This window comes from Pigmentiphaga sp. NML080357 (assembly GCF_002188465.1).
Taxonomy (GTDB): Bacteria; Pseudomonadota; Gammaproteobacteria; order Burkholderiales; family Burkholderiaceae_B; genus Pigmentiphaga.
The window spans coordinates 101545-122085 of record NZ_NINW01000032.1; the positions used below are offsets into that span (position 1 = coordinate 101545).

Here is a 20541-nt window from a genome sequence, read left to right on the forward strand (position 1 = left end):
TCCCTCCCTAGAATCGATGAGACTGATTCTCAATTCGATGAAAGAGGGCTCTCGTGGACGCCAGCAAGCCATTTCGTTTCAGCCGCCGGGCGGCAAGGTCGCACAAGGAAGCGCCTTCCCCCAGCCTGCCGCGCACCGCCCTCGCCTCCGCGGTCATGCTCGCGAGCGCCGGTGCCTATGCGCAGACCGCGTCGGAACCCACAGTCAGCACCTTGCCGACGGTAACGGTAACGGAAAGCGCCGACAACTCGCCGACGCTGCTCAAGACCTCCCAGTCCCTGCGGGAGACGCCGCAGTCGGTCACCATCATCGACCGCGAACGCATGACACAGCAAAACCTCCAGACGCTGGAGGAAGTGCTGCAGCAGGCGCCCGGCATCACCGTCCAGCCCTACCAGCAGCTGACCACGGGCTATTACTCCCGGGGTTTCAAGATCGATTCCTTCCAGCAGGACGGCGTCCCCGTCCTCATGGGCCAGATGGCCGGCGCCCCCGAAGACATGGGCATGTACGAACGGGTGGAGATCCTGCGCGGCGCCAACGGCCTGCTCCAGGGCACGGGGAATCCGGCGGCCACCGTCAACCTCGTGCCCAAGCGGGCACCGAGGCGGTTCGGCGCCGCGGGCGCCTTGACCGCCGGCAGCTGGAACCGCTACCGGGCCGAAGCAGACGTGGGCGGCCCCCTTGATGAAAGCGGCAGCCTGCGGGCACGGATGGTCGCCAGCCACGAAGACCGCGGCTTCTTCTACGACGTAGCCGACCAGAAATCCATGAATTTGTATGGCACGGCCGAGCTGGATCTGAGCCCCGGCACCGTTCTTTCCGTTGGCTTGCAGCACCAGCGCATCCGCTCGATCACCAACATGGCCGGGGTGCCTTTTTACAGCGACGGCCGCGACGTCGGCCTGCCCCGCTCCACTTACCTGGACGTCGGCTGGGATCGCTTCAACTGGGACAACACGCGGGTGTTCGCGGGGCTGGAGCATGCGTTCGACAGCGGCTGGACGGCCAAGCTCAACGTCAACCACCTGAGCGGGGAATCCAATATGAAGTATGCCGGCGCCAACGGGGCGGTCGACCCCGCCGCGGGAACCGGCCCGCGCCTGACCGGCGGCGCCTATGAATTCGAGAACCGCCAGACCAGCGCCGACGGCTATCTCGACGGCCCCTTCATGCTGTTCGGCCGCCGGCACGAGGCGCTGATCGGGGCCAACTACCAGAGGACCAGCATCGAGCAATTCTCGGCCAATTTCCTGAGCCCGATCAACGTGCCCGTGGACGTCTGGAACTGGGATCCGCACAGCGTGCCCGAGCCTGCGGTCGGCCCCTTCGCGTCGCGCGGCCCCACCCGCATGGCGCAATCCGGCATATATGCAATGGGCCGGTTCTCGCTGGCCGATCCGGTCAAGCTCATCGTCGGCGGCCGCCTGAGCCGGTGGAAGCAGACCACCTCCACCGCCAGTTCGCGCATCAGCAGCGAATTCACCCCTTATGGCGGACTGGTGGTGGACGTCGCTCCACAGTGGTCCGTCTACGCCAGCTACGCGCAGGTGTTCCAGCCGCAGACGCAGACCACCTGGGAAGGCGGCATGCTGGATCCGGTGCAGGGCAGCAACCGGGAGGCCGGCATCAAGGGCGAGCTGCTGGACGGGCGGCTGGACACCAGCCTGGCGTTCTTCGACATCCGTCAGCGCAACCGCGCCCAGGCGGATCCTGCGCACCCTTGCGTGGGAGCGGTCTGCTACTACATCGCGGGCGGCGAAGTCGAAAGCCGAGGGGTCGAGGCCGAAATGCGCGGACGGATCGTGCAAGGACTGGACCTGTCGCTGGGCTACACCTACAACGCCTCGGAATACCTGAAGGACGCCCAATCCCAGGGCCAGCCCTTCGCGCGCTTCACGCCCAGGCACATTTTCAGGCTCTGGGCCAATTACGTTCTTCCCGGTAACGACGGCCGGCTCAGCGCGGGATTCGGCATCCAGGCCCAAAGCGCTTACACGGTGCAGTCGGGCGGTGTCACGCTGCGCCAGGGCGGCTATGCGCTCGCCAGCCTGCGGGTGGGATACCGCATCGACAAGCGCCTGAGCGCGGCGCTGCACGTCAACAATCTGTTCGACCGGCGCTATTACCAGAGCCTGGCCGGCCCCAGCTGGAACAATCGCTACGGCGAACCTCGCAGCGTGGCGCTGACGCTGCGCATGGAGTATTAGCGTGCCCGGGCCGCGGTGGCTTCTGCGTACGGGCTCGGCCGTGCTGGCCGCTCCGGCGGCCGGTGCGGCGCTGGCGATAGCCATCGCCCGCTGGGGGCCGTGGGAGGACGGACTGGACCGCCTCTACGCCGGCATGTTCATCGGCGTGCTGGCGCAGTTGCTGATGCTCGGCGCCAGCCTGTTCCTCGGCATCGGCCGGATCGTACCCACCCGCCGGGCCGTCGCCGTCACTCATGCATGGGCGGGAATGGGCGTGGGCCTGATGCTGTTCGTCATCTGCCTGACCGGCGCCTTCGCTGCGCTCAAGCAGGAGGTCCGTTACTGGGAAATGCCATCCGAAAGGCTGGCGCCGGCCGAGCGGCAGGACCTGGACGCGCTGCTGCAGGCGGGCATGACACGGTTCGGCGATGCCGACCGGCTGCTGATCCAGGTGCCGGAAGGCCTGCGCCGCCATGCGACGGTGGCTCCCGCCGGCGCGAGGCCGGCCCCTGTCGCCGACGCGCTGGCCCTGCGCGCCGGCGACCCCAACCCCATGCCGGCCGCCTACGGAGGCGCGGCGGAGCTGCTGACGACATTGCACAACACCTTGCACGCGGGGTTTCCCGGCCGGATCGTCGTGAGCCTGTTCGGCTTCGCGCTGGCGTTCCTGGTCGTCGGCGGAGTGGTGAATCACCCGCGCCGCACGCCAGGGCTGCTGCGCCTGCGCAGCCGCGCGGGCTTGCGCGCGCTGGCCCATGACGGTCACAGACTGCTTGGGCTCTGGCTCTCGCCCCTGCTGTTGCTCATTGCGGTGACCGGTATTTTTTCGGGCCTGGGCGCGCTGGCCACCGTTTCCCTGGCGCCCCATGCGTTTCCCGCCGATCCACGCCAGGCCATGCAGGCGTTGATGGCCAACGAGGACATCCCGGCAGCCGGACACCCCGCACCCATGCAGAGTCTCGACGCGCTGGTGGAACGCCACGAGCGGACGCATCCCGGCTTCCGCGTGCAAAGCGTCACCGTCCATCACTGGGGCGACGCGCAGGCTTATGCCACGCTGCGTGGCCACGGCGCCTGGCAATTGAGCACCGCGGTATTCGAGCGTTTCCATTACAGCCTGCGCGACGGCAGCTTGCTGCGCCACGACAGCGCGGCCCGGCGCGGCGCCTGGACCCAGGGCTTCATCGCCATCCAGCCCCTGCACTTCGCCCAGTATGGCGGCTACGCCAGCCGCTGGCTGCATGCCGTTGCCGGACTCGCCGCGGCACTGCTGGCGGCTTCCGGCGCATGGCTCTGGCTGCAGCGGCGCACGGGCCCGCAGCACGCCTCCTGGCCCGCCCGGCTGGCACAGGCCGTGTGCCTGGGGCTGGGGCTGTCATGCAGCGCGCTGATGGCGGTTACCGGCCTGACGCCCGACACGCTGCCCGCCCGGCCCGAGCTGCAAGCCTGGACCTTCTGGTCATCCTGGCTCGGCGCGGCCGCGTACTTCCTCTGGCCCGGGCGCGGGAAAGGACGCGCCATGCCTGTCCTGCGGCTGGCCGGCGCGCTGCTGTGCGTAGCGGCGATCGCCAGCCTGCGCCATCCGCTCGATCACCCGCTTGGCGCCGGATTGCCGGTGCTGGCCTTCGACCTCGTTCTCATCCTGGCGGGCGCCATGCTCTGGCGCCTTGCTCGACTCACCCGGCATCACCCATCATGACCCAGCCCATACTTCCCTCCCGGTCCGGCAATCCCGCGCGCCTGCCCCGGTTGTTCTCCCTGTCGGACTCCCTTGCGGTCCTGCAGCCCGACGCCGCCGTCGCGCTCATGCCTTTCCATCAACGCAGCCTGCCCACGGGCGGCTGGCTCATCGGCATCAAGTCCATTTCCGATACCGCTTCGGTCCATGGCAATCATTGGGAACGGCACCCCCGCGGCGACGAGATCCTCACGCTACTGGAGGGATCGCTGCGCGTCGTGCTGAGCGCCGATTCGCGGGGCGAACACGAACTGCAGGTCGCCGCGGGCGAATCCCTCGTCGTTCCCCAGGGATGGTGGCACCGGCTCGAAGTGCGGCAGCCGGGCAGGTTGATGTTCGTGACGCCCGCCACCGACAGCGAGCACCGCTTGCACAGGCCTCTCGATGGAGCTGCGGACTGACATGACTGCCTTCTACTCCTCAACGCCGGCGCGGCGCGGTCCTTCGCGCCTGCAATGGCCGATGATCGCCTGCCTGTACGCCTCGCAGGGCATTCCCTTCGGGCTCGCGATGGAAGCGCTGCCCGCCATCCTGCGAGGCCAGGGAGCCAGCCTGTCCGCCCTCGCCTATCTTCCCCTCGTGAGCCTGCCCTGGGTCCTGAAATGCGGCTGGGCACCGCTCGTGGACAACCGCTGGTCGCCGCGCCTGGGACGCCGGCGCAGCTGGATACTGCCCATGCAGGCGCTGGTTCTCGCCATCTTGCTCGCGGTCATGGCGGTGGGCTTCACCCAGGCGACGCTGCCCTATCTGCTGGCGCTCTCGGTCGCGGCCTCGCTCGCCAGCGCCACGCAGGACATCGCCACCGACGGCCTGGTCGCCGAACAATTCGACAGCCGGACGCTGGGTACAGCCAATGCGGTGCAGGTGGCCGGCACCATGGTCGGCTTTTTCTATGGCGGCCCGGTATTCCTCATGGCCTATGCCCGGTCCGGCGCGCCGGCCGCCCTGCTGCTCTTGGCGCTGCCCATCGCGGTCAGCCTGGCACTGGCCGCCTGGTGGCGCGAACCGGCGCCATCGCCCACCCCGCTGGCGCTTCCCCGCCAGGCCAGCCTGTGGCGTTTCCTGGAATCGGGCCGGCATGCGTGGGCACTCATCGCCGCGGCCTTCCTGTCCGCCGTGACGGTGGTCGCGTGCCATGGACTCTCCCGGCTGCTGCTGGTCGATGCGGGATGGCCGCTGGAAAAAATCGGCCAGGTCGGCATGGCGGGCGGCGCGATCACCATTACGCTGGGCTGCGGAGGCGGCGCCTGGCTGGTGTCGCGCCTGGGAACCTGGCCGGTGTTCTTCGCCGGCATCGCCGCCGCCGGCATCGCGGCCGCGCTGTGGACCGCCTTGGCCTGGGTCTCGCCCGCACTGCCCGTCTACGCAGTGTGGCTGGCGACCCTGCTGGCCAGCTTCGGCGCCGGCAGCGCATCGGTTGCGATGATGACCGCGGCCATGCGCTTCGCCCATAGCCGCGATCAGGCCGGCACCGACATGACCGCCGTGCAAAGCATGCGCGACCTGGGCGAAATGGCGGCCTCCTCCTCGCTGATGGCGCTGGCCGCCATGGTGGGCTACAGCGGCGGCTTCATGGTCGGCCTGGGCCTGGCCCTGGCCACGCTCCTCTTCACGCCGGCCTTGCTGCGGCAGCGTCCGGCCGCGCCCCGAAACGGCTCGCGATAGGCGGGTGCTACTCCGAGGCTTCGTCGAAGCCCCCCAGCGTCTTCATCAGGTGCGCATGGAGGTTGAACGGCCGGCGCCGCGAGCGCACCCGTACATAATCGCCCGAAGGCTGCTGCTGCCACGCCAGCTGGTTGTCGCGCAAGGCGAAGGTGAACGCCTCGTCGATGACCCGCTTCTTCAGGGCCTTGTCCAGGACGGGGAAGGCCACCTCGATGCGGCGGAAGAAATTCCGGTCCATCCAGTCGGCCGAAGCCAGGTAGACGACCTCCTGGCCGTCGTTGAGGAAATAGAACACACGCGAATGTTCAAGGAAGCGGCCGACGATGGATCGCACGGTGATGTGCTCGGACAGGCCCGGCACGCCAGCGCGCAGGGTGCACACGCCGCGCACGATCAGGTCGATGCGCACGCCGGCCCGGCTCGCCTTGTAGAGCTCTTCGATGATGGAGGGCTCCAGCAGCGAGTTCATCTTGGCCATGATCCGCGCAGGCTTGCCCGCGCGGGCGTGGCGCGCCTCGCGGCGGATCAGGGCGACCATGGTTTCGTGCAGCGAGAACGGGGCCTGCAGCAGGCACTTGAGATGGCGCCTCGCTCCCAGTCCGGTCAGCTGCGAGAAGATCTGGTCCATGTCCTCGCACAGCCGCGGATCGGCGGTGAACAGGCCGAAGTCGGTATAAAGGCGCGCCGTGCTGGGATGGTAGTTGCCGGTGCCCAGATGTCCATAGCGGCGTATCCGGCCACGCTCGTGGCGCAGCACGAGCGCCATCTTCGCGTGCGTCTTGTGTCCCACCACGCCATAGACCACGTGCGCGCCCACCTCTTCCAGCCGGGCGGCCCAATTGATGTTGGTCTGCTCGTCGAAACGCGCCATGAGTTCGACCACCACCGTCACTTCCTTGCCCGAACGTGCCGCCGCCAGCAGCAGCTGCATCAGTTCGGAATCCTCGCCGGTGCGATAGATGGTCTGCTTGATGGCAACCACGTTGGGATCGGCAGCCGCCGCGGTCAGGAAATCGATGACCGGCTGGAATGACTGGTAGGGATGGTGCAGCAGCCGGTCCTGCTCGGCGATGGCCTTGAAGAGCGCGTCGGGGGTCAGGTTGCGTTGCTCGAAGGGCGCCGGGATCGGCGCCCGGAACGGCGGGAATTTGAGATCGGGCCGATTGATGCCGTTCACCAATTGCATCAGCCGCGCCAGGTTGACCGGGCCGTCCACGCGATAGGCGTCGGCCGGCGTCAGCGAAAACTCCTTGAGCAGGAAGTTCTCCAGTTCCCGGGGACTGGAATCGGCCAGCTCCAGCCGTACGCCGTCGCCGAAGTGCCGCTGGGTCAGCTCGCCCTGCAATGCCTGGCGCAGATTGGTGATTTCTTCGTCGTCGACGAACAGGTCGCTGTTGCGGGTCAGCCGCCACTGATAGCAGCCGTCCACGGTCATGCCCGGGAACAGGTCGCCGACGAACGCCTGCATGAACGAGGTCAGCATGACGTAGCCATGCGGATGCCCCGAGAGCTCCGGCGGCATCTGGGTCAACCGGGGCAAGGCGCGCGGCGCCTGCACGATGGCGATGGCGACGTTGCGGCCGAACGCGTCGCGGCCCGACAACTCGACGGCGAAGTTCAGGCTCTTGTTGAACACGCGGGGAAAGGGATGGGCGGGATCCAGGCCGATAGGCGTCAGGAGCGGCATGACGTCCATCCGGAAGACCTCGTGCGCCCAGGCCCGTTGGGCGGGCGTCCAGCTCTGCGCCATGTGCAGGACGATGCCTTCGGCCTGCAGACGCGGCAGGATCTCGCGATTCAGCAAATCGTACTGGCGCTGCACCAGCGCGCGGGCGGCGGCCGAGACCCGCTGCACGACCTCCTCGGGAGTCAATCCGTCCAGGCCCTTGGCGCGTGGATTCTGGCGCACCTGCTCGTGCAGGCTGGCGACGCGGATCTCGAAGAACTCATCCAGGTTGGAGGCGACGATGCACAGGAAACGCAGCCGTTCGAGCAAGGGAGTATGCTCGTCTTCGGCCAGCGCCAGGACCCGTTCGTTGAATTTGAGCAAGGCGAGCTCTCGATTCAGGAACAGTTCTCGGGCAGGCAATCTGGCAACCATGGGGTATCCGCAGCGATCAATGCATATCTGGTGGGATGCTATTTTTGCGTCAAAATGATGACTAAATTATGACAGTGCAACCATTCTGTCATCCAAGCGCCTTATTCTTCCAGCTCGCATTCTTTTTCCGCCGCCCCTCATGACCCAGTTGCTCGCCGCCGTAGACCTCGGCTCCAATAGTTTCCGGCTGGTGATCGGCCGGGTCGTCGACGAAGGGGGAACGATCCAGATCTACCCCGTGGACCGGCTCAAGGAAACCGTCCGGCTGGCCGCGGGCCTGCGGTCCGACAAGACGCTCGACGCCCCCACCAAGGAATTCGCGCTGGAGGTGCTGCGCCGTTTCGGCGAGCGCCTGCGCAGCTTTCACCCGGAGCGGGTGCGGGCCGTCGCGACCAATACGTTCCGGGTCGCGCGCAACGTCACGGAGTTCCTGCCCCAGGCCGAGGAAGCCCTGGGCTTTCCGATCGAAGTCATCGCCGGCCGCGAAGAGGCCCGCCTGATCTTCTCCGGCGTCTCGCACTCGCTGCCCCCCTCTTCCGCCAAGCGCCTGGTGGTCGACATCGGTGGCGGTTCGACCGAGTTCATCGTCGGCCGGCGGTTCGAGCCGGAGTTGATGGAATCGCTGTACATGGGCTGCGTCAGCTTCAGCCGCGCCTACTTCCCGGACGGCATCGTCGACGCGCATGCGATGAAGCAGGCCGAAATGGCGGCCCGGCGCGAGATCGAAGTCATCGCGCGCCAATACCGCAAGGCCGGCTGGCAGGAGGCCTACGGCTCCTCCGGCACGAGCAAGGCGCTGGGCGCCATCCTGACGGAGTCGGGCTTCTCGGAGTACGGCATCACCCGGCGCGGCATGGACAAGCTCAAGGACAGGCTGATCAAGGCAGGCACGGTCGAACGGGCGCAACTGGCCGGCATCAAGCCCGATCGCGTATCCGTCCTGCCCGGGGGGCTGGCCATCATGAGCGCGATCTTCGACGAGCTCGGCATCGACCTCATGCGCCCGGCCGACGGCGCCTTGCGTGTGGGCGTCCTGTACGACCTGGCCGGCCGCGACGCCGCGCTCGACAAGCGCGACGATACCGTGCGGCAGTTCATGAACCGCTACAAGGTGGACAAGGCCCAGGCCGCCCGGGTCCGGCAGATGGCGCTGGGGCTGTTCCAGCAGCTGGTGCCGACGCCCGCGGCGGAACACGAGGAATTGACCCGGATCCTGGGCTGGGCCGCCGATCTGCATGAAATCGGCCTGTCCATCGCCCACAACACGTATCACAAGCATTCGGCCTACATCCTGCAGCATGCGGACATGCCGGGCTTTTCCCGCCAGGACCAGACCCTGCTGGCGCTGCTGGCGCTGGGTCACCAAGGCAAGCTCGCCAAGCTCCAGGAACTCGTGAATCACGAAGAGCAATGGATCGCAATCCTGTGCCTGCGCCTGGCGGCCATCCTCTATCGGCGCCGCGAGGATATCGACAGCCCGCCGATCTCGGTGTCCGTCAAGGGATCGTCCATCATCGTCAAGACCGACGCCGGTTGGATGGGAGCCCACCCCCTGACCGATTTCACGCTGCGCGCCGAAGAATCAGAATGGCGCAAGGTGGGATTCACGTTCGAGCTGCTTGAGCTCTGAACGGATGCGGCGGGTAAGCCGCCGCAATAGCCTCACGCCTATCCGCCTGAGCCGCCGTGCGGACCGCAAGCGCCGGCGACGGGCCGGTCGCGCAGGCGCGGCCGGCCAGACGGCTCGCCGGCGTTCACGACCGCCTCGATGCCTGCGACTCGAGCCCGAAGTGCCGCCGATAGCGGTCATCCAGCGCGTCGATGGACAACAGCATCGGAAAATCGGCCGTGTTGAAATCGGCGTCCCAGGCGGGTTCGCCGCAGACGCGGGCGCCGACCTTCAGGTAGCCCTTGATCAGCGGCGGCACGCGCGTGGGAAGGTTGCAGTCCAGGCGCTCGACGGGCAGCCGGTGCAGCGGCTGCACGCGCAGCTCGCGCGCCTCTTCGATATGCGAAGCCACCGAGCGATAGACGCCCGCGGCGGTTGCGCCGTCGTCGCGCAGGCTGACGCTGGCGCAGCCGAACACGTAGCGATGGCCCGAGCGGCGCAGGAACTCGGCCAGCCCGGACCACAGCAGCATGATGACCGCGCCGCTGCGGTAGTCGCGGTGCGTGCACGAGCGGCCGAACTCGACCAGCTCGCTGCGTATGGCGTTCAGGCCCGAAAGATCGAATTCGGACTCGGAGTAGTACCCTCCGGCGTGGCGAGCCTGCTCGGGTCCCAGGATGCGATAGGTGCCGACCACGCGGTCGGTCTCCAGTTCGCGCACGATCAAGTGCTCGCACCAGGGATCGAACCGGTCCTCGTCGATGCCGTCGACGGCCGTCGGGAACACGGCGCCCATGTCTTCGGTGAAGACTTCGTAGCGCAACCGCTGGGCTTGTCGGACTTCTTCCCAGGAACGCGCCAATCCTACGGCCAGGGCGGGGATCTGGACACCGTCATGAAGCTCGTCGGCAAGGCCTCGACGCGCTTCGATGCGGGTGAATTCGAGCATATGCACACTCCTTGACAGGTGAGTCGAGTGTCGGTGCTGTGCGTTTCACGTCATTGACAGAATAATGACGGTACCATGACTCCAACACAATACCACCGCCCAGCCGGAAACGCCTGCTTACGAAAAGGCTACACGAACTCCGGATTGACCACGGCCTTGACGACTACCTGGAAATCCTCGTCGCGCTGGCGGCGGGCGAGCCACCACAGGCCGCCTTTTTTCAGGCTCCAGGGCAGGTCCACCCCGGCCAGCAGCGTGCTGGCCACCCGGCCCAGCGTCGGCTGGTGGCCGACGACGAGCACGGGCCGGCGCGACAACGGCCAGCCGGTTGCCGCCAGCACGTGAGCCGGCGCGGCATCGGGCGCCAGTTCAGGAACGACGGCGTATTCCAGGCCCAGGGCGTCCGCGGTCTGACGGGTGCGCACGGCGGGGCTCGCCATGATCTGCAAATCGGCGGGCGCGTGGGCCCGCAGCCAGTTGGCGACGGCCTCGGCCTGCTTGCGTCCGCGGCGGGTCAGCGCGCGCTGCAGGTCGTCCTGGCCGTCTTCGGCCTCGGCATGGCGCCAGAGGATCAGGTTCATGGATGATGCTTGTATCGTCATAATCGAGAATCCCGATTTTGCCGGCGGGCCATGACCGGCGCTTGACAGGAACGCCGGCGCGGGCGGGACCCGGACGTCAACCGCCCCCTAGCGCAGGCTGGCCGACAAGGCGTCCAGGCAGCCGTCGACGACGGCTTCGTCGGCCGCCTCGACCATCAGCCGCAGCTTGGGTTCGGTACCGGAGGCCCGGATCAGTACGCGGCCCCTTCCCTCCAGCCGCCGCTCGACTTCCTGTCGCGCCCGCGCCAGCCCTTCGTGGCTGTGCCAGTCCAGGCCCGGCGCCAGCGGCACGTTCACCAGCTTTTGAGGATACAGCTGCAAGCCGTCCAGCAGTTCGGCCAGGGTCCGCCCCTGCCGCTGGACGGCCGCCAGCACCTGCAGCGCCGCCACGATGCCGTCGCCGGTGGTATGGCGGTCCAGGCAAAGCAGGTGGCCGGAGCCCTCGCCGCCGTAGAGCCAGCCCTTCTTCTGCAGCATGGCCAGCACGTAACGGTCCCCCACCGCCGCCCGGGCGAAGGGGATGCCGAGCTCGTGCATGCGGTGCTCGAATGCCAGGTTGGTCATTTGCGTACCGACCACCCCGGAGACGGGTCCGCCGCGCATGCGGTCCGTCACGATCACGTACAGCAGCTCGTCGCCGTTGTAGCGCCGGCCGGCCCCGTCCACCATCAGGAGCCGGTCGGCGTCCCCGTCCAGCGCAATGCCGAGGTCGGCCTTCTGCGCCACGACCGCGGCGGCCAGTGCCTCCAGGTGCGTGGCCCCGACGCCGTCGTTGATGTTCATTCCGTTGGGCGCACAGCCTATGCAGCTCACGGTGGCGCCCAGTTCTTCGAACACGCTGGGGGCGATGTGGTAGGCGGCGCCATGGGCGGCGTCGATGACCAGCTTCAGGCCGGACAGGTCCAGGTCGTTGGGGAAGCCGCTCTTGCAGAATTCGATATAGCGGCCGGCGGCGTCGTTCAGGCGCTTGGCCCGTCCCAGCCTTTCCGACGACACGCAGCCGACCGGCTCGCCCAGCGCCGCCTCGATGCGCAGCTCCACGTCGTCGGGCAGCTTCATGCCGCTGGACGAGAAAAACTTGATGCCGTTGTCGTAGTACGGGTTGTGCGAGGCGCTGATCACGATTCCCGCCGACAGGCGCAGCGCGCGGGTCAGGTAGGCGATGGCCGGCGTGGGCATGGGCCCGGCCAGCAGCACGTCGATGCCTGCCGCGGACAAGCCGGCCTCGAGCGCCGATTCCAGCATGTAGCCGGAAATCCGCGTGTCCTTGCCGATGAGTACGACTGGCCGGCCGCCTTCCCGGTGCTCGGCGGTAAGCACGCGGCCCGCGGCATAACCCAGGCGCAGGGCGAATTCGGCATTGATGACCTTGGACCCGACCTTGCCGCGTATGCCGTCGGTTCCGAAATACTTGCGTCTTCCAACCATCGTGGGTGGCCCCCGTTGTTCTTGTTGCCTTGTTGCTCGCCGGACCGGGTGCCGGTCACTCTTCCCAGGCCTGCACCGCACGCCAAACCTTGAGCGCGTCGACCGTGGCCGCGACGTCGTGGACCCGGACGATGGCGGCGCCGCGATCCACCGCGGCCAGCGCCGCCGCGACGCTGCCGGCCACCCGTTCCCCAACGGGCTTGCCTGTGACGGCGCCGATCATGGTCTTGCGCGATACTCCTATTAGAAGCGGATACCCGAGGGCGCCGATAGTCGGCAAACTACGCATGAGCGCATAGTTGTGGGCCGTGGTCTTGCCGAATCCGAACCCCGGATCGACGCAGATCCGCTCGGGCGCCACCCCTGCCGCCAGCAGACGTTCGGCCTGCTCCCGCAGGAAAGCGGCGACATCGCCGACCACGTCCGCATAGACCGGCGCCTGCTGCATGGTGCGGGGCTCGCCCTGCATATGCATCACGCAAAGCCCGGCGGTTCCCCGCGCCACTGCCTCGACCGCGCCGGGCTGCCTGAAACCGTAGATGTCGTTGATCATGTCCGCGCCCGCGTCCAGCACCGCGCGCATCACGGCAGGCTTGAACGTGTCGACCGACAACGGCACCCCGCAGTCCCGCAGCGCCTCGATCAACGGCAACAACCGCGCAAGCTCGTCCCCCAGCGACACCGGCTCCGCCCCCGGCCGGGTGGATTCCCCGCCGATGTCCAGCATGTCGGCGCCTTCCGCGATCAGTTGCCGCGCATGGGCAATGCCGGCGTCCAGCGCGAGATTCTTCCCCCCGTCGGAAAAGGAATCCGGGGTGACATTGATGATGCCCATGACGAGCGGGCGGGACAGGTCCAACTCGAAACGGCCGAAAAGCCCTTCCTTACGCACTGAAGCGCGCCCCCTTTTGTGAGCCCCCACGCTCCGCGGCAGCTCCTCGAGGGAGCGATGTGAGTCGGCCGGTCGAGCTGCATCCTCCGCATCTTGGATCGGAGTCAGAGGATTGGGGTGCGGAATACTGCATGCGTGCTTTTTCGCTCTCGGCAAAGGCAAAGGGCGGCAAGAACGCCGCCCCCCATCAGCCTGGTAGTCCCCCAGGATGCGGTGGATCCGGCTCCGCCGGTCCACTCGCATCGCCCCCCTGGGGGGGCGCGCGTAAGCGCGTAGGGGGTGTCTCTACGCCGGCGCAGTCGCGTTCTGCGCCACGCCGCCGGTGCTGGGCGGCGTATTCGGCGGGGTGTTCGCCGAATCGGACGCCTTGGGCGGCCGCGGCGGGCGGCCGTCGATGATGTCGTTGATCTGGTCGGAGTCGATGGTCTCCCATTCGAGCAGCGCCTTCGTCATCGCTTCGACCTTGTCGCGGTTGTCCTCGAGGATCTTGCGCGCCACGGCGTACTGTTCGTCGATGATGCGGCGGATCTCGGCGTCGACCTTCTGCATGGTCGCCTCGGACACCTGGGTCGTCTTGGTGATGCTGCGGCCCAGAAAGACCTCGCCTTCGTTCTCCGCATACACCATGGGGCCCAGCGTGTCGGTCATGCCGTAGCGGGTGACCATGTCGCGGGCGATCTGGGTGGCCCGCTCGAAGTCGTTCGAGGCGCCGGTGGTCATCTGGTTCATGAAGACCTCCTCGGCGATGCGTCCGCCGAACAGCACCGCGATGGTGTTCAGCATGCGGTCCTTGTCCATGCTGTAGCGGTCTCCCTCGGGCAGCTGCATGGTCACGCCCAGCGCGCGGCCGCGCGGGATGATGGTGACCTTGTGCACCGGATCGGTCTTGGGCAGCATCTTGGCGACGATGGCATGGCCGGACTCGTGGTACGCGGTGTTGCGGCGCTCTTCCTCGGGCATGACGATGGAGCGGCGCTCGGCGCCCATGATGATCTTGTCCTTGGCCTTCTCGAAGTCCAGCATGTCCACCGTGCGGCCGTTGCGGCGGGCGGCGAACAGCGCGGCCTCGTTCACGAGGTTGGCGAGGTCCGCGCCCGAGAAGCCGGGCGTGCCGCGGGCCAGGATGGTGGCGTCGACGTCGGACGACACCGGCACCTTGCGCATGTGGACCTTCAGGATCTGCTCGCGGCCGCGGATGTCGGGCAGCGGCACCACGACCTGGCGGTCGAAGCGGCCCGGGCGCAGCAGCGCCGGGTCGAGCACGTCGGGACGGTTGGTGGCGGCGATGACGATGATGCCCTGGCCGGTCTCGAAGCCGTCCATTTCCACCAGCATCTGGTTCAGGGTCTGCTCGCGCTCGTCGTTGCCGCCGCCCAGGCCGGCGCCGCGCTGGCGGCCGACGGCGTCGATTTCATCGATGAAGATGATGCAGGGAGCGTGCTTCTTGGCGTTCTCGAACATGTCGCGCACGCGGGCCGCGCCCACGCCGACGAACATCTCGACGAAGTCGGAGCCCGAGATGCTGAAGAACGGCACCTTGGCCTCGCCGGCGATGGCACGCGCCAGCAGCGTCTTTCCGGTACCCGGCGAGCCCACCATCAGCACGCCGCGCGGGATGCGGCCGCCCAGCTTCTGGAACTTGGACGGGTCGCGCAGGAAATCGACCAGCTCCTGCACGTCTTCCTTGGCCTCGTCGCAGCCGGCGACGTCGGCGAACGTGACGGTATTGGAGTTCTCGTCCAGCATGCGGGCGCGCGACTTGCCGAAGTTGAACGCGCCGCCGCGCCCCCCGCCCTGCATCTGCCGCATGAAGAATATCCATACGCCGATCAGCAGCAGCATCGGGAACCAGGAGACGAAGATGCTCATGAAGAGCGAGGGCTCTTCCTTGGCCTTGCCCGAGACCTGCACGCCGTATTTCATCAGGTCGCTGACCAGCCAGAGGTCGCCGGGAGACGTGATAGTGTAGGGACGGCCGTCGGTGGGCGTGACGCTCAGCACGTCGCCCTGGATGTCGACTTTCTGGATGCGGCCCGCCTTGGCCTCTTCCATGAACTGGGAATAGGACACGGTGTCCTGCGGGCGGGTGCGGCCTTCGAACTGTTTGAACACGGTAAACAGCACGAAAGCGATCACCATCCAGACCGCGACTTTGGAGAACATGTTGTTCAAGGTCGATCTCCTACTTGGATTGCCGATCGGTCGACCTGCCGGGAGGTCCCGGCCCGATCGGACACTAAGTCCGATTCTACTATTGTCCGCCGCCGGGATACTTCAGCCCGACCCCGACGAGAAAGGTTTCCGAGGATTTGTCGCGCGACGCCTTGGGCTTGCGCTCCACCACCCGGCGGAAAGTCTGCTTGAAGCTTTGCACGATCTGGGAAAAGCCGCTGCCATGGAACGCCTTCACGATGAGCGCCCCCTCGGGCTTGAGGTGGGCCTGCGCAAACTCCCGGGCCAGGTCGCACACGTGCTGGATCCGGGCCGCGTCAGCCACCCCGACGCCGGATAGATTGGGGGCCATGTCGGAAATAACAAGGTCCACCGGCTGGTTGCCCAGCAGCGTCTCGAGCTGTTGCAGCACCTCTTCCTCGCGAAAATCGCCCTGGATGAACTCCACGCCGGCGACCGGCTCCATCGGCAGCAGGTCCAGCGCGATGATCCGTCCCCGGATAGTACCCTGGGGACCGGCCAGCCGCTGGCGCGCCACCTGGGACCAGCTCCCGGGCGCCGAACCGAGGTCGATGACCACGTCGCCCGGCTTGAGGAGTTTCTCGGTATCGAGGATCTCGGTCAGCTTGAAGGCGGCCCGGGCACGATACCCCTTCTGTTGCGCGAGCTTCACATAAGGGTCGTTGATGTGCTGGTGCAGCCAGTTCTTCGAAAACTTGTTCTTTGCCATATTTGCCCAGTTTCCTGGGTCGGTATGTAGAAAATCCCGTGCGGGAGTGCGGCGAATCCGCCAATATCGGGAGCATACTGCGACCGGAGGATCGCGCCCCGCTCCCGGCTCCCGTACAATCTCGAAATGCCAGTCCTTGACATCAATTCACAATTGCGCAGCGCCCTGCGGGCCGCTGCCCATCCGCTCAAGCCTGTCGTCCTCATCGGCGACAAGGGCCTGAGCGACGCCGTCCTCCAGGAAATCGACCGCAACCTGACGGCCCATGGCCTGATCAAGGTGCGAGCCGGCGGCGAAGACCGCGCCGTACGCGACGAACTGCTCTACCGGATCTGCGACGAGCTCGCCTGCGCGCCGGTGCACCACCTGGGCAAGATCTTCATCCTGTTCCGGCCCACCGAGCGCGATCCCGACGCCACCGCCCTGCTGGGCGCCCGCAAGGCCAAGTCCGACGTGGCCGCACTTGGCACGGCCGCGCGCAAGGCCAACGAGGCCCACGTGCCGAAGAAACTGGCGGTGGTCGGCAAGCCGGCCCCCACCCGTTCGCGCAGCGAGCGGCCGGAGCGGGAACGCGATGCGGGCCCGATGACGGCACGGGAACGCTACCTGGGCACCGACAAGCGCCAGCGCCCGTCCACGCGCGAGGAAACCGGCTCGCGCCGGGGTGCGGCCCGTACCGCGGCGCCCCGCCGCCCCGGCGGCCTGGGATCGACCCTGGGCGCCGCCCGCAAGTCGGCGGATCGGCCGGCAGCCAAGCGCGCGGGCAGCGCGCTGTCGTTGCGCGCCGGCGCCCGGACCCGTCCCGCGGGCGGTGGTCAGCGCACCACGGCCACCAGCCGCAAGCCCAGGACCGCCACCAAGAAATAAAGCACGCTCGACACCCCGTGCCAGGTTCCGAAATCCGCCCAGGCGGGTACGGACTGGCCGGCGGCGATCAGCGCCCGCCCGTAGTCCATCACGGGCCGGGTGCCGAAATACCCCAATCCCACTCCTACCGCCATGAGCAGCACGGTGCGGCGCCCTCGCACGCCCAGCGCCAGGCCCCGCCCAAACCGGTCGGCCACCAACATCAGCAAGGCCACCAGCAAGCCGCCATAGGCCAGCAACCGGAACAACGACCCCGCCGTTCCCGCGGCCCGCATCGGTTCAAGCTGGGAAAACAGGAGCGGCACGACCAGCAGCCCGATCGTCCAAAGCGCCCCGCACCACAACGCCGCCAACAGCCGCACCACAGTGGCCATGATCACTCCAATGGATGGGGAAGGCAAAGGGAAGGCCCACCCCCTCCGCGCTTCGCGCGTCCCCCTCAAGGGGGCGGCGCTGGAAGGAGAGACCACCCCTCGCGGCTTACGCCGCACCCCTCAAGGGGCGGCGCTGGCGGACCGGCAAAGCCGGATCCGCGGCGCCCTGGGTCTAGTGAGGGTTTCTCAAATTGCCACACCGTTGCTACCGCTGGCAGCCAGCGAAGCACCGGCGCCACACCCCGAGATAACGGCACTAGACCCAGGATGCGGTGGATCCGGCTCCGCCGGTCCACCCGCATCGCCCCCTGGGGGGCGCGCGCAAGCGCGTAGGGGGGGGTTATATATACCGAACGTCCAACACCTCGTACTCCCGGACGCCCGAAGGCGCCTGCACTTCCGCCACGTCACCGACCGTCTTGCCGATCAGCGCGCGCGCAATGGGACTGGACACCGAGATGAGGTTGGCGCGGATGTCGGCCTCGTCGTCGCCGACGACCTGATAGGTGACTCGCTCGCTGGACTCGAGGTCCTCGAGGTCCACGGTGGCGCCGAACACGATGCGGCCGCCGGCGTCGAGTTCGACCGGATTGATGATCTGCGCGTTCGAGAGCTTGGCCTCGAGCTCTTGGATACGGCCCTCGATGAAGCCCTGTTTTTCCTTGGCGGCGTCATACTCGGCGTTCTCGGACAGATCACCCTGGGCGCGAGCGTCGGCAATCGCGTTGATCACCGCGGGGCGCTCCACCGTCTTCAGGCGATGCAGTTCCTGTTTCAGGCGCTCGGCACCGCGCGCGGTCAGCGGAATGGCAGCCATGTGTACTTCCTTTACGTCTGTTGGATCCCCACCCGGAACACGGCGCACGCGGCCGCCTGCCGCGCCGGCGGCGCGACTGCGGGATGGGCGAAATGAAAAATAAAACCCCGGCTCGATCAGAACCGGGGCGATCAATGTAGATTGTCCGAAAACTAAAGGGAACGCGCAAGCGCCCTCGGGCAAACTTTACTATCTGAAATCCAAGGGTTATCCCTAGGCATGCTAATCGCCAACCAGGCGCAAATCCTTGAGCACGGCCCGGATTTCGGCGTACTGGCGGTCCAGGTAGGCGACGGCCTGGTCGGGCGGCAGGAAATGCTCGCGCAGCTGATTGGTCTGGAGAAACTCCTGCCACTCCGGGGTCCGGGTTGCCTCGCGCAAGGCCTCCACCCAGTAGTCGCGCTGCCGGGGGGTAATGCCCTTGGGCGCCAGCACGCCCTGCGACGACAGCCCGACTACGTCGATGCCCTGCTCTTTCCAGGTCGGGGCCACCGCCAGCGTGCCTTCCAGCCGCTGCGGCGCATCGACCGCCAGCACCCGGATGCGGCCGCTCTTGATATGCGCGACGACATTGGGCGTGGACGAAGAGACCACGTCCAGATGGCCGCCCAGCAGCGCGTTGAGCGACTCGGCCGACGATTTGAACGGCACCACGGTCAACCTGCCGATGTCCACGCCGCCGAGCTTGAGCGGACGAGCGATGCCGATGTGGATATGGTTGCCGAGCGAGGAAGCCACGCCAATGCTCAGGGACTGCGGATCGCGCCGAAGGGCCTCGATGAGGTCCCGGCCAGTCTTGATGGGGGAGTCGGCTCGAACCGCGACGGTCACGAACTCATCCAGCAGCACCGCGATGGGCGTGAAATCGGAGTACGTCACGTCGAGCGTACCGTTCGCGCGGCCGGTCAGCAGCGTGGACCCCAGCGTCGTCAGGTAATGGGGATTGCCGGCATTCTGCTGCAGCACGTTGAGGGCGATCGCATTGGAGCCGCCCGGCTTGTTCGTGACCACGACCGCGGGCGCCAGCTTGCGGATCTCGAGAATGTGTCCCAGGCGGCGCGCGGCCATGTCGAGCGCGGCGCCGGGCCCCGACGGGACGATGTATTCGATCTTGCCCTCGGGCTTCCAGCCCTGTTCGGCGGCGAGCGCCGCGGCGCCCGGCAACCATGCCGACAACAACAGCGAAAGCGAAATGACGAAACGGGATTGCATGCGGACACCACGCGACGGAATGCGGCGGCACGGGCCGCCGGGATCGGACATGGCATCCAGCCTAGAGAGGCCCGGCATGGAAGAAAAAGAATAAAAACGGATGTCGTTATGCGGTTTTGGCAGGCGCCCACGCGGCATGCAGACGGATTTGGATATGACGAAAATGCAGTTGGGGCCGCCGTCTCGCGCTTCCTAGAATCGGGGCTTGCCTGCACAGGAGATGCCCATGAGCGCCGTTCTCGCCGCCCCGCCCTCGACCATCGACGTCCTGCCCCAATCCGCGCACATCGGCGCCGAGATCCGCGGCGTCGATCTGTCGCGTCCGCTCGACCCGGCCCAGGTCGCCGATATCCGCAATGCGTTGCTGCGCTGGAAAGTCCTGTTCTTTCGTGACCAGCCTCTTACCCACGCCCAGCACGTCTCGCTCGCCCGCCAATTCGGCGAACCCACGATCGGCCATCCGGTATTCGGCTTCGATCCGGACTACCCCGAGATCTATTCGGTGGCGCGCGACCGCAAGAAGGCGCGCTACCAGGGTGCCGAAACGGTTCGCCCCTGGACCGGCTGGCATACGGACGTCACCGCCGCCATCAATCCTCCCTACGCCTCCATACTGCGCGGCGTCGTCATTCCGCCCTATAGCGGCGATACGCAATGGACCAACCTGGCGGCGGCCTACCAGGCGCTGTCCGAGCCCCTGCGCAACTTCGTGGACGGCTTGCGCGGCCTGCACCGCTACGTCGCGCCGCAAGGCTCGACGGCCACCGCGGACTTCCTCGACAAGGTGCAACGCAGGCCGCTGTTGACGGAGCATCCACTGGTGCGCGTGCATCCCGAGACCGGCGAGAAATCGCTGATGATCAGCCCTACCTTCCTGCAAAGCATCGTCGGGCTCGCGCCGCGCGAAAGCCAGCAGATTTTGGAGCTGCTGTTCGAGCACGCCATACGGCCGGAGTTCACCGTGCGCTTCAAGTGGGAAACGGGCAGCATCGCCTTCTGGGACAACCGCTCGACGGCGCACCTGGCGCCGCAGGACGTCTTCGCCACGGAGTTCGACCGGCAGTTGTACCGGATCACGCTGGGCGGCGAAGTGCCCGTGGGTCCGGACGGGCGGCCCTCGGTGGCGCTGGAAGGAGATCCGATCACGGCGGCGCGGGCGCTGCAGGAATAGGCGGCGCGGCGCTCGCGGGCCGCCC

Annotated in this window: 17 protein-coding genes; 7 read left to right on the forward strand and 10 right to left on the reverse strand. The window is 67.2% G+C overall.

What is annotated here, in order from left to right; genetic code table 11:
• Nucleotides 1–53 precede the first annotated feature (53 nt).
• The 4 genes from CDO44_RS14275 (at nt 54) to CDO44_RS14290 (ending at nt 5592) form a co-directional block, all read left to right on the forward strand.
• Entirely contained in the window at nt 54–2210 is a 2157-nt protein-coding gene (locus tag CDO44_RS14275) for a TonB-dependent siderophore receptor (protein WP_369824663.1), read from the forward strand.
• A gap of 1 nt (nt 2211) precedes the next feature.
• Nucleotides 2212–3888, forward strand: coding sequence for a PepSY domain-containing protein (locus CDO44_RS14280; RefSeq protein ID WP_087780876.1), 1677 nt, complete (start codon nt 2212–2214; stop codon nt 3886–3888).
• Nucleotides 3885–4328: a cupin domain-containing protein gene (locus CDO44_RS27625; RefSeq protein WP_087780877.1), complete on the forward strand. Its 444-nt coding sequence runs from the start codon at nt 3885–3887 to the stop codon at nt 4326–4328. Before CDO44_RS14280 ends, CDO44_RS27625 begins: the two co-directional genes overlap by 4 nt.
• A 61-nt stretch (nt 4329–4389) precedes the next feature.
• Nucleotides 4390–5592 (forward strand): RhtX/FptX family siderophore transporter, encoded by a 1203-nt coding sequence (locus tag CDO44_RS14290; protein WP_369824666.1) that lies wholly within the window; start codon nt 4390–4392, stop codon nt 5590–5592.
• A 7-nt stretch (nt 5593–5599) separates the two neighbouring features.
• Here CDO44_RS14290 and ppk1 read toward each other — a convergent pair whose 3' ends face one another.
• On the reverse strand, nt 5600–7693 hold the full coding sequence (gene ppk1 / locus CDO44_RS14295) for a polyphosphate kinase 1 (RefSeq protein ID WP_087780879.1): 2094 nt from the start codon (nt 7691–7693) through the stop codon (nt 5600–5602).
• Nucleotides 7694–7832: 139 nt separating this feature from the next.
• On the opposite strand from ppk1, the gene ppx reads away from it, so the two are divergent.
• Nucleotides 7833–9323 carry an exopolyphosphatase gene (ppx, locus tag CDO44_RS14300; RefSeq protein ID WP_087780880.1) on the forward strand — a complete coding sequence of 497 codons (1491 nt, stop codon included), beginning with the start codon at nt 7833–7835 and terminating at the stop codon, nt 9321–9323.
• Nucleotides 9324–9447: 124 nt separating this feature from the next.
• On the opposite strand, the gene CDO44_RS14305 is transcribed toward ppx, so the two are convergent.
• The 6 genes from CDO44_RS14305 to CDO44_RS14330 all read right to left on the reverse strand — a co-directional run bounded on the left by CDO44_RS14305 (nt 9448) and on the right by CDO44_RS14330 (nt 16075).
• Complete coding sequence (locus tag CDO44_RS14305; RefSeq protein WP_087780881.1) at nt 9448–10251, reverse strand: GNAT family N-acetyltransferase; 804 nt, start codon at nt 10249–10251, stop codon at nt 9448–9450.
• Between the two features lie 128 nt (nt 10252–10379).
• Nucleotides 10380–10832: a histidine phosphatase family protein gene (locus CDO44_RS14310; RefSeq protein ID WP_087780882.1), complete on the reverse strand. Its 453-nt coding sequence runs from the start codon at nt 10830–10832 to the stop codon at nt 10380–10382.
• Nucleotides 10833–10940: 108 nt separating this feature from the next.
• Nucleotides 10941–12281: a phosphoglucosamine mutase gene (gene glmM / locus CDO44_RS14315; RefSeq protein ID WP_087780883.1), complete on the reverse strand. Its 1341-nt coding sequence runs from the start codon at nt 12279–12281 to the stop codon at nt 10941–10943.
• Between the two features lie 55 nt (nt 12282–12336).
• The gene (gene folP, locus CDO44_RS14320; protein WP_087780908.1) at nt 12337–13116 is read right to left on the reverse strand and encodes a dihydropteroate synthase; all 780 of its coding nucleotides are present in this window, start codon (nt 13114–13116) and stop codon (nt 12337–12339) included.
• 342 nt (nt 13117–13458) lie between these two features.
• Entirely contained in the window at nt 13459–15345 is a 1887-nt protein-coding gene (gene ftsH, locus CDO44_RS14325) for an ATP-dependent zinc metalloprotease FtsH (protein ID WP_087780884.1), read from the reverse strand.
• Between the two features lie 79 nt (nt 15346–15424).
• Nucleotides 15425–16075: an RlmE family RNA methyltransferase gene (locus tag CDO44_RS14330; protein ID WP_087780885.1), complete on the reverse strand. Its 651-nt coding sequence runs from the start codon at nt 16073–16075 to the stop codon at nt 15425–15427.
• Between the two features lie 126 nt (nt 16076–16201).
• Between CDO44_RS14330 and CDO44_RS14335 the strand changes: the two genes are divergently transcribed.
• Nucleotides 16202–16942, forward strand: a complete 741-nt coding sequence (locus CDO44_RS14335) for a YhbY family RNA-binding protein (protein ID WP_087780886.1) — start codon at nt 16202–16204, stop codon at nt 16940–16942.
• On the opposite strand, the gene CDO44_RS14340 is transcribed toward CDO44_RS14335, so the two are convergent.
• From CDO44_RS14340 to CDO44_RS14350, 3 genes are all read right to left on the reverse strand, one after another.
• Nucleotides 16891–17316 (reverse strand): DUF4149 domain-containing protein, encoded by a 426-nt coding sequence (locus CDO44_RS14340; protein ID WP_087780887.1) that lies wholly within the window; start codon nt 17314–17316, stop codon nt 16891–16893. The two genes, CDO44_RS14335 and CDO44_RS14340, sit on opposite strands and share 52 nt — an antisense overlap.
• 340 nt (nt 17317–17656) lie before the next feature.
• Nucleotides 17657–18133, reverse strand: a complete 477-nt coding sequence (gene greA, locus CDO44_RS14345; RefSeq protein ID WP_087780888.1) for a transcription elongation factor GreA — start codon at nt 18131–18133, stop codon at nt 17657–17659.
• A 222-nt stretch (nt 18134–18355) separates the two neighbouring features.
• The gene (locus CDO44_RS14350; RefSeq protein ID WP_158213291.1) at nt 18356–19345 is read right to left on the reverse strand and encodes a tripartite tricarboxylate transporter substrate binding protein; all 990 of its coding nucleotides are present in this window, start codon (nt 19343–19345) and stop codon (nt 18356–18358) included.
• A 226-nt stretch (nt 19346–19571) separates the two neighbouring features.
• Here CDO44_RS14350 and CDO44_RS14355 point away from each other — a divergent pair, with 226 nt between their 5' ends.
• Nucleotides 19572–20516 carry a TauD/TfdA family dioxygenase gene (locus CDO44_RS14355; RefSeq protein ID WP_087780890.1) on the forward strand — a complete coding sequence of 315 codons (945 nt, stop codon included), beginning with the start codon at nt 19572–19574 and terminating at the stop codon, nt 20514–20516.
• The last annotated feature ends 25 nt before the right edge of the window (nt 20517–20541 follow it).